Source organism: Pseudomonas sp. EMN2, from assembly GCF_009650555.1.
GTDB lineage: Bacteria > Pseudomonadota > Gammaproteobacteria > Pseudomonadales > Pseudomonadaceae > Aquipseudomonas > Aquipseudomonas sichuanensis.
In genome coordinates, this window is record NZ_VZZR01000025.1 from 74871 (window position 1) to 87049 (window position 12179).

Annotated in this window: 11 protein-coding genes; 6 read left to right on the plus strand and 5 right to left on the minus strand. The window is 65.0% G+C overall.

The window, feature by feature from the left end:
* Nucleotide 1: 1 nt before the first annotated feature.
* The 3 genes from F6X61_RS09265 to F6X61_RS09275 all read right to left on the minus strand — a co-directional run bounded on the left by F6X61_RS09265 (nucleotide 2) and on the right by F6X61_RS09275 (nucleotide 3899).
* Nucleotides 2-1297: an FAD-binding oxidoreductase gene (locus F6X61_RS09265; RefSeq protein ID WP_153786357.1), complete on the minus strand. Its 1296-nt coding sequence runs from the start codon at nucleotides 1295-1297 to the stop codon at nucleotides 2-4.
* Nucleotides 1298-1310: 13 nt separating this feature from the next.
* Nucleotides 1311-2399: a polyamine ABC transporter substrate-binding protein gene (locus F6X61_RS09270; protein ID WP_153786358.1), complete on the minus strand. Its 1089-nt coding sequence runs from the start codon at nucleotides 2397-2399 to the stop codon at nucleotides 1311-1313.
* A 141-nt stretch (nucleotides 2400-2540) separates the two neighbouring features.
* Complete coding sequence (locus tag F6X61_RS09275; RefSeq protein WP_153786359.1) at nucleotides 2541-3899, minus strand: glutamine synthetase family protein; 1359 nt, start codon at nucleotides 3897-3899, stop codon at nucleotides 2541-2543.
* 151 nt (nucleotides 3900-4050) lie between these two features.
* Here F6X61_RS09275 and F6X61_RS09280 point away from each other — a divergent pair, with 151 nt between their 5' ends.
* Together F6X61_RS09280 and F6X61_RS09285 are read left to right on the plus strand one after the other, a co-directional pair.
* Nucleotides 4051-4950: a helix-turn-helix domain-containing protein gene (locus F6X61_RS09280; protein WP_153786360.1), complete on the plus strand. Its 900-nt coding sequence runs from the start codon at nucleotides 4051-4053 to the stop codon at nucleotides 4948-4950.
* A gap of 213 nt (nucleotides 4951-5163) precedes the next feature.
* Nucleotides 5164-6561 (plus strand): PLP-dependent aminotransferase family protein, encoded by a 1398-nt coding sequence (locus F6X61_RS09285; protein ID WP_153786361.1) that lies wholly within the window; start codon nucleotides 5164-5166, stop codon nucleotides 6559-6561.
* On the opposite strand, the gene panB is transcribed toward F6X61_RS09285, so the two are convergent.
* Nucleotides 6549-7364: a 3-methyl-2-oxobutanoate hydroxymethyltransferase gene (panB, locus tag F6X61_RS09290; protein ID WP_153786362.1), complete on the minus strand. Its 816-nt coding sequence runs from the start codon at nucleotides 7362-7364 to the stop codon at nucleotides 6549-6551. The two genes, F6X61_RS09285 and panB, sit on opposite strands and share 13 nt — an antisense overlap.
* Before the next feature lie 155 nt (nucleotides 7365-7519).
* Nucleotides 7520-8905: an aldehyde dehydrogenase family protein gene (locus F6X61_RS09295; protein ID WP_153786363.1), complete on the minus strand. Its 1386-nt coding sequence runs from the start codon at nucleotides 8903-8905 to the stop codon at nucleotides 7520-7522.
* Between the two features lie 105 nt (nucleotides 8906-9010).
* Between F6X61_RS09295 and F6X61_RS09300 the strand changes: the two genes are divergently transcribed.
* From F6X61_RS09300 to F6X61_RS09315, 4 genes are all read left to right on the plus strand, one after another.
* Entirely contained in the window at nucleotides 9011-9889 is an 879-nt protein-coding gene (locus F6X61_RS09300; protein WP_125463967.1) for a LysR family transcriptional regulator, read from the plus strand.
* Nucleotides 9890-10215: 326 nt separating this feature from the next.
* The gene (locus F6X61_RS09305; RefSeq protein WP_153786364.1) at nucleotides 10216-10659 is read left to right on the plus strand and encodes a carboxypeptidase regulatory-like domain-containing protein; all 444 of its coding nucleotides are present in this window, start codon (nucleotides 10216-10218) and stop codon (nucleotides 10657-10659) included.
* A 45-nt stretch (nucleotides 10660-10704) separates the two neighbouring features.
* Nucleotides 10705-11436: a phytanoyl-CoA dioxygenase family protein gene (locus F6X61_RS09310; protein ID WP_153786365.1), complete on the plus strand. Its 732-nt coding sequence runs from the start codon at nucleotides 10705-10707 to the stop codon at nucleotides 11434-11436.
* Between the two features lie 200 nt (nucleotides 11437-11636).
* On the plus strand, nucleotides 11637-12158 hold the full coding sequence (locus F6X61_RS09315; RefSeq protein ID WP_153786366.1) for an acyloxyacyl hydrolase: 522 nt from the start codon (nucleotides 11637-11639) through the stop codon (nucleotides 12156-12158).
* The last annotated feature ends 21 nt before the right edge of the window (nucleotides 12159-12179 follow it).

Genomic DNA, 12179 nt, shown 5'->3' on the forward strand with positions numbered 1-12179 from the left:
GTCAGCCCAGCGCCTCGCGCAGCCGGTACCACAACATCCCCAGCGCCAGCAGCGGCGAGCGCAATGCCTTGCCGCCGGGGAAGGTCAGGTGGGGCACCGCGCTGAACACGTCGAACCCGTAACTGGCCTGGGTGGCGATGGCCTCGGCCAGCAGTTTCGCCGTCCAGTGCGTGGTGTTCAGGCCGTGCCCGGAATAGCCCTGGGCATAGAACACATTGGAGTGCTGGCTGAGCCTGCCAACCTGCGGGAAGCGGTTGGCGGTGATGCCGATCATGCCGCCCCATTGGTAGTCCAGGCGCACATCGGCCAACTGCGGGAACACCTTGAGCACCTTGGGCCGCATGTAGGCGCCGATGTCCTTCGGATCGCGCCCGGAATAGTGGCAGGCGCCGCCGAACAGCAGCCGGTTGTCGGCAGTAAGGCGGTAATAGTCCAGGCCGACTTTCTGGTCGCACAGCGCCATGTTCTGCGGGATCAGCGCCCGGGCAAGCTGTTCGGGCAGCGGTTCGCTGGCCACTACATAGCTGCCGGCAGGCAACACTTTGCCGCTCAGGCGCGGTTCCAGCTCGTCGAGGTGGGCGTTGCAGCCCAGCACCAGGCTCTGGGCGCGGACCTTGCCGCGCGCAGTGTGCAGGGTCACGGTGCTGCCATGTTCTATGCGCAGCACTGGGCTCTGCTCGAAGATATTTACGCCCAGGCCATGGGCGGCGCGGGCTTCGCCCAGGACCAGGTCGAGCGGGTGCAGATGGCCCGAGCCCATGTCCACCAGGCCACCGGCATACTGGTCGCTGGCGACGATTTCGTGCATGCGCTCGGCGCCGACCAGCCGGGTTTCGTGGCGGTAGCCGAGGTCGGCAAGATCGCGCTGCTCGTCTTCGAAGGCGGCGAACTGCGCCGGGGTGTTGGCCAGCTCGCAGAAGCCCCAGCGCAGGTCGCAGTCGATGCCGTACTGTTCGATACGCTTGGCCACCAGCGCCACCGAGTCGATCCCGGCCTGCTTGAGGTAGCGCACGCCGTCCTGGCCGACGTGGCGGGCAAAGCCCGAAACGTCATGGCCGATGCCGCGGATCAGCTGGCCGCCGTTGCGCCCGCTGGCGCCCCAGCCGACGCGCCGGGCCTCCAGCAAGACCACCGTGAGGCCGCGTTCGGCCAGCTCCAGAGCGGCGTTGACCCCGGTCAGGCCGCCGCCGACCACGCACACGTCGGCGTGCAGGTCCTGGTCGAGCACAGGGTAGGGCGCTGCCTGGCGCGCCGTGGCGGCGTAGTAGGAGGCGGTGTGTTCAGTCATGTGAGGCATGGGTGTGCTCGACTCAGCGGTTGGACTTGATCTTGCTCCAGGAGCGGGTCATCTGCCGCAGGATCGGCGGGCTCTGCATGGTGGAAACATACAGTTTGTCCAGCACCTCCTGGGGCGGGTAGATCTCGGGGTTGTTCACCAATGCCGGGTCCATGTCGGCCTTGGCGTCCGGGTTGGCGTTGGCATAGCCGACCGTGGCGCTGACCTTGGCAATCACCTTGGGGTCGAGCAGGTAGTTGATGAACGCCAGGGCCTGCTCGGGGTTCTTGGCATCCTTGGGGATCGCCAGCAAATCGAACCACAGGTTGCTGCCTTCCTTGGGAATGCTGTAGGCGATCTTGACGCCGTTGCCGGCCTCCTCGGCGCGGTGGGCGGCCTGCAGCACATCGCCGGAGTAACCGAAGGCCACGCAGACATCGCCGTTGGCCAGGTCGGATACGTACTTGGAAGAGTGGAAGTAGGTGATGTACGGGCGCAGTTCCAGCAAACGTGCCTCGGCCTTTTTATAGTCGTCGGCCTTCTCGCTGCGCGGGTTCATGCCCATGTAGTTGAGGATGGCCGGGAACAGTTCGTCGGGCGAGTCCATGAACGCCACGCCGCACTGCTTGAGCTTCTTCAGGTTCTCTGGCTCGAACAGCACGGCCCAGGAGTCGATCTTGTCGATGCCCAGCACCGCCTTCACCTTATCGACGTTGTAGCCAATGCCGTTGGTGCCCCACAGGTAAGGCACGGCGTACTGGTTGCCCGGGTCATTCTGCTCAAGCTGCTTGAGCAGTTTCGGGTCCAGGTGCTGCCAGTTCGGCAGCTTGCTGCGGTCCAGTGGCAGGAACGCGCCGGCCTGGGCCTGGCGGGCGAGGAAATGGTTGGACGGCACTACCACGTCGTAGCCGGTGCGCCCGGCCAGCAACTTGCCTTCCAGGGTTTCGTTGGAATCGAACACGTCATAGACCACCTTGATCCCGCTGCTGGCCTGAAAGTCCGCCAGGGTGGTATCGCCGATGTAATCGGTCCAGTTGTACACGCTCACCGTCGGCTGGGCCTGGGCGGCGGCGCCGAACAGCAGGGCGAAGGTTGCGGGGATCAGGGCTTTCGGATGACGCATGTCGACACCTCGTTGGTCTTGTTCTTGGTCGTGGTATTAACGATGGTTCGGGGTTGGGGCATTGTGGGAGCGGGCTTGCCCCGCGATTGGGCTGATGGCCTCGTCGCGGGGCAAGCCCGCTCCCACAAGATGTGTGGTTGATCAGACGCTGAGCAACAGGAACTCACGCTCCCACGAACTGATCACCCGCTTGAAGTTCTCGTGCTCGGCGCGCTTGACCGCCACGTAGCCCTGGACGAACTGCTGGCCCAGGTACTGCTGCACCACTTCACAGTCTTCCATGTGCTGCAGCGCGTCCTCGATGGTGATCGGCAGGCGCAGGTTGCGCCTTTCGTAAGCGCGGCCTTGCACCGGCGCACTCGGCTCGAGCTTCTCGACCATGCCGATATAGCCGCACAGCAGGCTCGCGGCGATGGCCAGGTACGGGTTGGCATCGGCGCCCGGCAGGCGGTTTTCCACGCGCATCGCCTCAGGGCTGGAGGTCGGCACGCGCAGGCCGGCGGTACGGTTTTCTTCACCCCACTCGACATTCACCGGCGCCGAGGTGTCGGGCAGGAAACGGCGGAACGAGTTGACGTTGGGCGCGAACATCGGCAGCAGCTTGGGGATGTACTTCTGCAGGCCGCCGATATGATGCAAGAACAGTTCGCTCATGCTGCCGTCTTCGTTGGCGAAGATCGGCTTGCCGGTGGCGATGTCGATCACGCTCTGGTGCAGGTGCATGGCACTGCCCGGCTCGTCGGTGATCGGCTTGGCCATGAAGGTGGCGGTGACGTTGTGCTTGAGCGCCGCCTCGCGCATGGTGCGTTTGAACACGGTGATCTGGTCGGCCAGGTCCAGTGCGTCGCCGTGGCGGAAGTTGATCTCCATCTGCGCCGGGCCGTCTTCGTGGATCAGCGTGTCCAGGTCCAGGCCTTGCAGTTCGCACCAGTCGTAGACGTCCTCGAACAGCGGGTCGAATTCGTTGGCGGCGTCGATGGAGAACGATTGGCGGCCACTTTCGGCGCGGCCCGAGCGGCCCAGCGGCACTTGCAGTGGCAGGTCCGGGTCTTCACAGCGTTGGGTGAGGTAGAACTCCATCTCTGGTGCAACGATTGGCTGCCAGCCCTTGTCGGCGTAAAGCTTGAGCACTTTCTTCAACACGTTGCGCGGCGACAGCTCGATCGGCTTGCCCTGCTTGTCGAAGGTGTCGTGGATCACGATCGCGGTCGGTTCGATGGCCCATGGGATCTGGTACACCGCGGTGGGGTCGGGGCGGCAGACCATGTCGATGTCCGCGGCGTCGAGCAGGCTGTAGTAGATGTCATCGTCGACGTAGTCGCCGGTCACGGTCTGCAGCAGCACGCTCTCTGGCAGGCGCATGCCACGCTCGTGGAGAAACTTGGCGGTGGGGGCGATCTTGCCGCGGGCGATGCCGGTCAGGTCGCTGATCACGCATTCGACTTCGGTGATCCGGTGTTCTTTCAGCCAGGTGGACAGCTGATCGAAGGGGGCGTTCATACAAACCTCTTGGTTGGGTAGTTGTGGTGGTCAGCACGTTGGGCACTTCCCACAGGTGACGCTGAGGACTATCTTGGGCGCAGCCCCCTGGGCTGATCTATCCACTTTCTTCGTCAGTCAATGCACCAAAAGAGTGCAACTAGGACAGCGCGTGACAACGCCAATCGCCTTGCAGGTTCAGGATTTCCACACCACCGATGTGACCGAACAGACCCGCGCCACTCCCGGCTGGCAGCAGCAGTACCGGCAAATGTCCCCCGGGCATTTCAACGGCCAGCTGCGCTGGCTGGGGCTTGAGGGCGTGGAGGTTTACGAGGAGCGCCTGAACACCCGCGTCGAACAGTTCTTCCGTGCCCCCAGCGGCGCCCTGGCGTTCTGTTTCGACCGCAGCGAGAACAGCCTGTACCTGCTGAACGAAGACAGCCGCAATATCTGGATTACCCCCGAGAACTACCAGGAGGTGGCAGTGGTGTTCGAGCAGCCGTTCCTGGCCAGCCACGGGTTGGATGTGGAGCGCTTGCGCGGGCTGTTCATGGTGCCGCTGAGCTGCCAGCAGAATGCCTTGTTCGGCAACTGGCTGAGCGCCACGCTGACCCGCCTGGGCCAGGCCGATTGCCCGCTGGAGGGCAGGGCGCTGGCGGAGCAGTTGCTGGAGGACTGCCTGTTCATTCTCGACAACGCCGGGCAGCGCCTGCAGGGCGATGCCCTGGGGCGACGCGACGAGGAACGTGCGATCATGCGCCGGGTCAGTGAATGGGCGGCCGATTGCCCCGACGAGACCCTCAACCTGGTGCAGCTGGCCAAGGTTGCCGGGGTTTCCGTGCGTCAGTTGCAGCAGGCGTTCAAGGGCTTTACCAACCTGCCGCCGGCGCACTGGTTGCGTCTGCGCAGGCTCAACGGGGCGCGGCGGGATCTTTTGGCGGGCGATGCGACCGTTGCCGAGGTGGCCATGCGCTGGTCGTTCTGGCACCTGGGGCGGTTTTCCGAAAGCTACCGGCAGCTGTTTCGCGAATTGCCGAGTGAGACTCTGAAGCGGACTCGCGGGATATGACAACAACCTGCAGGGGCTGCTGCGCAGCCCATCGCTGGCAAGCCAGCTCCCACAGATACAGCGCTGATTTTGAGGTTGGCGCTGTACCTGTGGGAGCCGGCTTGCCGGCGAACACCGGCGAAGCCGGTGCCAGGCAACGTTGCCTTATGCTTCGCGGCTAAAGCCGCTCCCACAGGAGCGCACCCCGGCAAAAATTTCTCGTCAGGCCCAGGTATGGATACCCAGCGCACCCCCCGTTTCACCTACCAGAAAGTCCACCGCTACCTCAGCCATTGGCTCGACGCCCGGCCTTCGGGACAAGCGCACCGGCTGCCCTCGCTGCGCGAGGTCGCCCAGCAGTTGCAGGTGTCGCTGTCCAGCTGCAAGCAAGGCTTCGCCCTGCTCGAGTCCCAGGGCCGCATCCAGGCACGGCCCAAGGTCGGCTATTTCAGCGTCGAACAGGCTCCGACGTCACCGCTGCCGCCCACGGCCAGCCTGCTCGATCGCGTCTACGCCAGCGCCCGGCAACCAGGAATGCTGGCCTTGAGCAGCGATGCTCCGGCCATGCTGGGCGCCCTCGATGGCCCGCTGCTGATGCTCGAACGCGAGCTGCTGCGCCGCTCACCGCCCGCGGACCTGCCGCCGTACCAGCCGCTGGGTGAACCTGAGCTGCGGGCGGCGCTGGCGCGTGACTACAGCCAGGGCTCGCCCGAGCCGTGGCAGGCCGACCAGGTGTTCATCGGCCCGGACCTGCGCTGCGTGTTCGATATCGCCCTGCAAGCGTTGATCCCAGCAGGTTCTGTGGCGCTGGTCGAGTCGCCGTGTTCCTGGTTGATACTGGGCCGGCTGCGTGCGGCGGGCCTACAGGTCTTCGAGGCGCCGCTGGACGGGGAGGGGCGGATGGACCTCGATGCCGTGGCCCGGATGCTGGACACCACGCCCGTGCGCGTGGCGGTGTTGTCATCCCGGGTCAACACCCCACAAGGCAGCGCGATGCCGGCAGCCGACAAGCGACGCCTGTGCGAGTTGCTGGCCCGGCGCCGAGTGTGGCTGTTCGAGAACGACAGCTACGGCGGCCTGTGCCCCAACCTGCCCAGTTACCGGGAGCATGCCGACCCGGAGCAACTGCTGGTGTTCGCAAGCTTCGATAAAAGCATCGGTGCCGAGGCCCCGTTCGCCTACCTGTTGTGCCGTAGCGCCACGGCAACCTTGGCCGAGGCATTCTTCGCCCGAGGCTTGCGCCTACCGTCCTACCGCCAGCGCGCCATTGCAGGGCTCTACGGTTCCGGGCGCATCGACCGGCAGCGGACCTTGCTGGGCAAGCAATTGGCAGCCAGCGCGGCGCGCATGGCCGTGCTGTTGAAGCAGCATGCCTATGACTGCTTGCAAGCAACCCTGCCTCAGGCCGGAGCCGCATTCTGGCTGCGGGCCATGCGCCCGGTGGACATGGATGCGGTCTGCGAAAGCCTGCTGGCCGAAGGCATCGTCATCGCCCCGGGCTCGCTGTTCAGCCAGGCGGGCCATTGGCGCGACCACCTGCGCCTGAGCGTCACCGTCGACTGGCGCCAGGACATCGAAGGCGCACTGGTGCGCCTGGCCCAAGCTGTTCGCCAGGCGCCTCAGCTCCCGTAGCAGTGGGATAGTTCGGGGAATTCGCCCTGGCGCACTTCGTTGGCGTAGCGCGCGCAAGCCACCCGGATCACTGCCGCCACGTCGGCATACTGCTTGACGAAGCGCGGCTTGCGCGGCCCGCCCAGGCCGAGCAGATCCTCGGTGACCAGGATCTGGCCGTCGCAGGCCGGGGAGGCGCCGATGCCGATGCAGGGTTGCGTGCTCTGTTCGCTGATACGCCGCGCCAGCGGCTCGGCCACACCTTCGAGCAACAGGCTGAACGCCCCTGCGTCCAAGTTGGCCCGGGCGTCCTCGGTAATCGCCTCGACGCTGGCCTTGGTCAGGCCCTGGGCCTTGTAGCCGCCCATCACGTTGACGAACTGCGGCATCAGCCCGACATGGGCCATCACCGGGATGCCGCGTTCGACCAGAAAAGCCACGGTGCCGGCCAGCGCCTGGTTGCTTTCCAGCTTCACCGCGGCGCAGCCGGTTTCGGCCAGTACCTGGGCGCAGTTGTTGAAAGCCTGCTCGGGCGAGGCCTGATAGCTGCCAAAGGGCATGTCGGCGATCACGCAGGCGTGTTCGGTGCAGCCCATCACCGCGCGGGTGTGGCTGATGGTTTCCTCCAGGCGCATGGCCAGGGTGGAGCGGCGGCCATAGGCGACCATGGCGGTCGAATCACCGACCAGGATGAAGTCCACCAGTGGGTCGATCAGGCGGGCGATGGGGGTGCTGTAGGCGGTGAGGGCGACGATCTTCTGCCGGCCTTTCATGGCGGCCAGTTCGGGGATGGTCAAGCGCCGGGTGGGGATATGGGTGCTCATCGGTTACCTCCGGGGTGGTCGGGAGGTCATCGATTATTCACCCGATGCAGGGTGATTCAAGGCACAGGATCGAGCGATTTTGCAGCCCAGAAGGTATTCGCCGGCAAGGCCGGCCCCCGCAGGAGCCTGCCTTGCCGGCGAGCAGCGCGGTCAGATCAGTTGCGATCCAGCCACACGGTCTGGGCATTGGTGAACTCACGCACGCCAAAGTGCGACAGCTCGCGGCCGAAACCACTCTTCTTCACGCCGCCGAAGGCCACACGGGGGTCGGAGGCGCAGTAGCCGTTGATGAACACGCCACCGGTGTCCAGCGCGCTGGTCATGCGCTCGGCCAGGGCGTAGTCGGCGGTGTAGATGGTCGCGGCCAGGCCAAAGTCGCTGTCGTTGGCCAGTTCCACCGCATGGTCGGCGTCACGGGCAGTGATGATTGCCGCCACCGGGCCGAACAGCTCCTGCTTGAACGCGGTCATGTCCGGGGTGACGTTGGCGAACACGGTCGGTGCGTAGAAGTTGGCCGCGCCTTCGACCTTGTGGCCGCCCAGCAGCAGGGTGGCGCCTTCAGCCAGGGTGGCCTGCACTTGGCCGTCGAGTTCGTCACGCAGGTCGTAGCGGGCCATCGGGCCGATGTAGGTGGCGTCGTCCAGCGGGTTGCCGACGGTCAGGGCACGGGTGGCCTCGACGAACTTGGCGGTGAAGGCCTCGACAATACTTTCCTCGACGATCAAACGCTTGGCGGCGGCGCACACTTGGCCGGTGTTCTGGTAACGGCCGATCACGGCTGCTTTCACAGCAGCGTCCAGGTCGGCGTCGGCCAGCACGATGAACGGGTCCGAGCCGCCCAGCTCCAGCACGCACTTCTTCAGCGCGGCACCGGCCTGTGCACCGATGGCCATGCCGGCGCGCACGCTGCCGGTGAGGGTGATGGCGGCGATGCGCGGGTCGTTGATGGCGCGGGTGACGCCGTCAGGGGTGACGTTGAGCACTTCGAACACGCCTTCCGGCAGGCCGGCGCGCTTGAACAGGTCGGCCAGCAGATAGGCGCTGCCCATCACGTTGGGGGCGTGCTTGAGCACGTAGGTGTTGCCGGCCAGCAGGGCGGGCACGGCGCCACGCAGCACCTGCCAGATCGGGAAGTTCCACGGCATCACGGCAAGGATCGGGCCCAGCGGGCGGTATTCGATGCGGGCTTTCTCGACCTGGGTCGGTTCGGCGGCGAGCATGGCCGGGCCGTGTTCGGCGTACCACTGGCACAGGCCGACGCACTTGGCGACTTCGCCACGGGCCTGGGCGATCGGCTTGCCGATCTCGCGGGCGATCATCTGGGCGAAGTCTTCGGCGTTGGCCTGCAGGGCGTCGGCCAGGGCGATCAGGTATTCGCTGCGCTGACCCAGCGACACTTTGCGCCACTGGTTGTAGCCAACCTTGGCGCGTTGCAGCGCCGCTTCCAGTGCGGCGTCGGTGTCGAAGGCATAGTGGCCGATCTGCTCGCCGGTGTAGGGGTCGACGGAGATGGCGTGGGTCAGGCTGCTGATCTCGCTCATGGCGGGGGTCTCTTGTTATGAATCGATGAGCCCAGACTAGTGGTGGCGCGCTTTAATGAAAACTGAATAATAATGAGCGAAACATTCACGTTTGGAGAATGACCTGTGGACCTGGTGCAACTGGAGATCTTCAAGGCGGTGGCCGAGCACGGCAGCATCAGCGCTGCCGCCCAGCACATCCACCGGGTGCCGTCGAACCTGACCACCCGTATCAAGCAGCTCGAAGAAGACCTCGGCGTCGAGCTATTCATCCGCGAGAAGAGCCGCCTGCGCCTGTCGCCGGCCGGCTGGAACTTCCTCGAATACACCCGGCGCATCCTCGACCTGGTGCACGAAGCGCGGCTGACCGTGGCCGGGGAGGACCCGCAGGGCACCTTCGCCCTGGGCTCGCTGGAGAGCACTGCGGCGGTGCGCATCCCGGCGTTGCTGGCGGCCTACAACCAGCGCTATCCCAAGGTAGACCTCGACCTGTCCACCGGCCCGTCGGGGACCATGCTCGAAGGCGTGCTGTCCGGGCGCCTGGTGGCCGCCTTCGTCGATGGCCCGGTGCTGCACCCCACGCTCGAAGGCATGCCGGTGTTCGAAGAGGAGATGATGGTCATCGCACCGCTGCACCATGCGCCGGTCACCCGTGCCCGCGACGTCAACGGTGCGAGCATCTACGCATTTCGCGCCAACTGCTCGTACCGCCACCATTTCGAGAGCTGGTTCGTTCACGACCAGGCCGTTCCGGGCAAGATCCACGAAATGGAGTCCTACCACGGCATGCTCGCCTGCGTCAGCGCAGGCGCAGGCCTGGCGATGATGCCGCGCAGCATGCTCGACAACATGCCCGGTTGCAGCACGGTCAGCGCCTGGCCGATGGCCGAGGACTTTCGTTACCTCAAGACCTGGCTGGTGTGGCGCCGGGGCACGGTGTCGCGCAGCCTGAGCATGTTCATCAAATTGCTCGAGGAGCGCCGGGCCGAGTCGTTGGCGGGTTGAGTGCAAGGCTCACACATTAAATGCCCGGAGCGATCCTTGTGGGAGCGGCGGTTCGCCGCTGCGATTCACCCGCGAACACGGGCATAGCCCGTGCCAGGCACCGAGGTGTCAGCTTCGCGGGTAAACCCGCTCCCACAGGCAAAGTGCAGGTCTTGAATTCGGCGGGATCATTTGGGAGCAACTGTCTTCTTGTAGAGGCTGGCCTTGCCGGCGATGGGCAGCGCAGCAGCCCCCCATACCTGACTAACGGTCCGAAACCACGCGAACGTGCGCTGCAGCCAGGCATCAAAACTGTGTAGACCATCCCTGCGAGGGAGGAATGCACCATGCGTACTCATCACTACGGGCTTTGCGCGGCACTGCTGGTGACCTTGGCCATGCCCTGGACCTTGGCGGCGGCCGCCGACCTCAACGCCCCCATCGACCCACAAGCCGTGCAACTGCAGCCGCAGGAGCAGAACGGCATCCGCTACCTGCAGGGCGGCATCGGCCAGGATGAGGCCAACGCCTTGCGCCGCACCCCCGGCTACGACCTGCACATCACCCTGTCCACCGGTGCCGAAGGCAAGTTCCAGAGCGGAGCTGCGTTGGATATCCAGTCTGCCCAGGGCAAGTCGGTGCTGGCCTTGCAGGACGTCGGGCCACTGATCTTCGTGCAACTGCCACCGGGGCACTACCGGGTGACTGGCAATGCCGACGGCCAGAGCGTGCAGCAGCAGGTCAACGTTGACGGCAAGACGCCGGCACGGGTGGACTTGAACTGGCGCTGAGCAATAAAGAGTACAAATGTGCCCATGGCCCGTGGAGGGACACCAATGAACCCTGTTGAGTCCCTCCACACGCAGGGCTTCGCCGTGATACCCGGAGTGCTCGACCCAGCACGCATCGCTTTGCTGCACGCTGCCATCGATGGCCTGCAACCGCTGCATTGGGACTATCAAGGCCTGCTCGAACACTACAAGTGTGTGTTCAACCGCGACCCACTGTGGTTGCCGTTCCTTGACCTGCCACCTTTGATCGAACTGGCCGAAGCGGTGCTGGGCAGCGACTGCCACGTCATCGGCCAGACCGCCTGGCGCAGCCACCCGGGCTACCCGGGCATGGGCCTGCACCTGGACCATCTGCCCATGCCACTGCCGACCGAGCTGCATGGTCGCTTTAGCCTGCCCGCCCAGATTCTCACGGCGCAGCTGTACCTGTGCGATATCGACCTGCAAGTGGGGCCGACCCTGATCATCCCCGGCAGCCACCGCGCCGGTCGCGAGCCCCAAACGGGAGAGGACAACTGGCAAGGGCATGTCCTGCGCCCGGTGCTGTGCCAGGCAGGTGACGCACTGGTGATGCGCAGCGATGTCTGGCACAGCGGCGGCGCCAACCGCAGCGCCGAGAGGGTGCGCGACATGCTGCAGGTGCATTACGGCCGGCGCATGGTGGCGCAGAAGTTCTCGCCCTACCTCACCTGGCGTTTCAACCCCGAAGTGCTCGCTGCGGCCACGCCGCGCCAGCGGCGGTTGCTGGGCGAGCATGAAGAATCGGTCTATGACTGAACGAGGCCTCGGTCAGTAGTGGCAAAGTACTTTCAACTTATGGCGCGTTCAGACAATAATCGAGAAAACTATTACCACTTGTGACCTGGTTGGATGCACCAGCCCACAGGTGCATAACGAGGGGCCCAAGCCCCCATTCGCCGCAGGCCTGCGCACGTCAGGCCGGGCCTGTTCGTGAAGACCCTCAGGAGTAGTCATTGATGAACACCCGTCTTGCCAGTTCCCTGGCCGCTGTCGTGCTGGCGTTCGCCGGCGTCAACCTGGCCCAGGCCGCACAGCTGTCCGGTGCAGTCGGCGCCACCAGCCAGGGCGACATGACCTACCGTCTCGGTGCGTCGTTCGATTGGGACAAGCGGTGGCTGGAAAGCAGTGCGGGCCACCTGACGGGTTATTGGGATGCGGCCTACACCTACTGGGAGGGTGGCGACTACAGCGGCGCCCATTCGCTGTCATTGAGTCCGGTGTTCGTATATGAATTCAGCGGCTTCACCTATACCCCGTTCATCGAGGCCGGCATCGGCCTGGCAGCGTTTTCCAAGACCGAGGTCGGCGACCAGCGCCTGGGCTCTTCGGTCAACTTTGAAGACCGTATCGGCTTTGGCCTGAAACTGCCGGCTGATCAGAAGATCGGCATTCGCGCCATGCATTACTCCAACGCTGGCATCAAGCAACCCAACGACGGCATCGAGTCGTACTCGTTGTTCTACAGCAAGGGTTTCTGACCCCGGCGAAGGCGGGCGCTG

What these genes read in the sequence shown, in the direction of transcription:
- panB (WP_153786362.1), bottom strand. Translation starts at nt 7,364, where the DNA reads ATGAGCACCCATATCCCCACCCGGCGCTTGACCATCCCCGAACTGGCC.
- F6X61_RS09285 (WP_153786361.1), top strand. Translation starts at nt 5,164, where the DNA reads ATGGATACCCAGCGCACCCCCCGTTTCACCTACCAGAAAGTCCACCGC.
- F6X61_RS09310 (WP_153786365.1), top strand. Translation starts at nt 10,705, where the DNA reads ATGAACCCTGTTGAGTCCCTCCACACGCAGGGCTTCGCCGTGATACCC.
- F6X61_RS09305 (WP_153786364.1), top strand. Translation starts at nt 10,216, where the DNA reads ATGCGTACTCATCACTACGGGCTTTGCGCGGCACTGCTGGTGACCTTG.
- F6X61_RS09295 (WP_153786363.1), bottom strand. Translation starts at nt 8,905, where the DNA reads ATGAGCGAGATCAGCAGCCTGACCCACGCCATCTCCGTCGACCCCTAC.
- F6X61_RS09275 (WP_153786359.1), bottom strand. Translation starts at nt 3,899, where the DNA reads ATGAACGCCCCCTTCGATCAGCTGTCCACCTGGCTGAAAGAACACCGG.
- F6X61_RS09315 (WP_153786366.1), top strand. Translation starts at nt 11,637, where the DNA reads ATGAACACCCGTCTTGCCAGTTCCCTGGCCGCTGTCGTGCTGGCGTTC.
- F6X61_RS09270 (WP_153786358.1), bottom strand. Translation starts at nt 2,399, where the DNA reads ATGCGTCATCCGAAAGCCCTGATCCCCGCAACCTTCGCCCTGCTGTTC.
- F6X61_RS09265 (WP_153786357.1), bottom strand. Translation starts at nt 1,297, where the DNA reads ATGCCTCACATGACTGAACACACCGCCTCCTACTACGCCGCCACGGCG.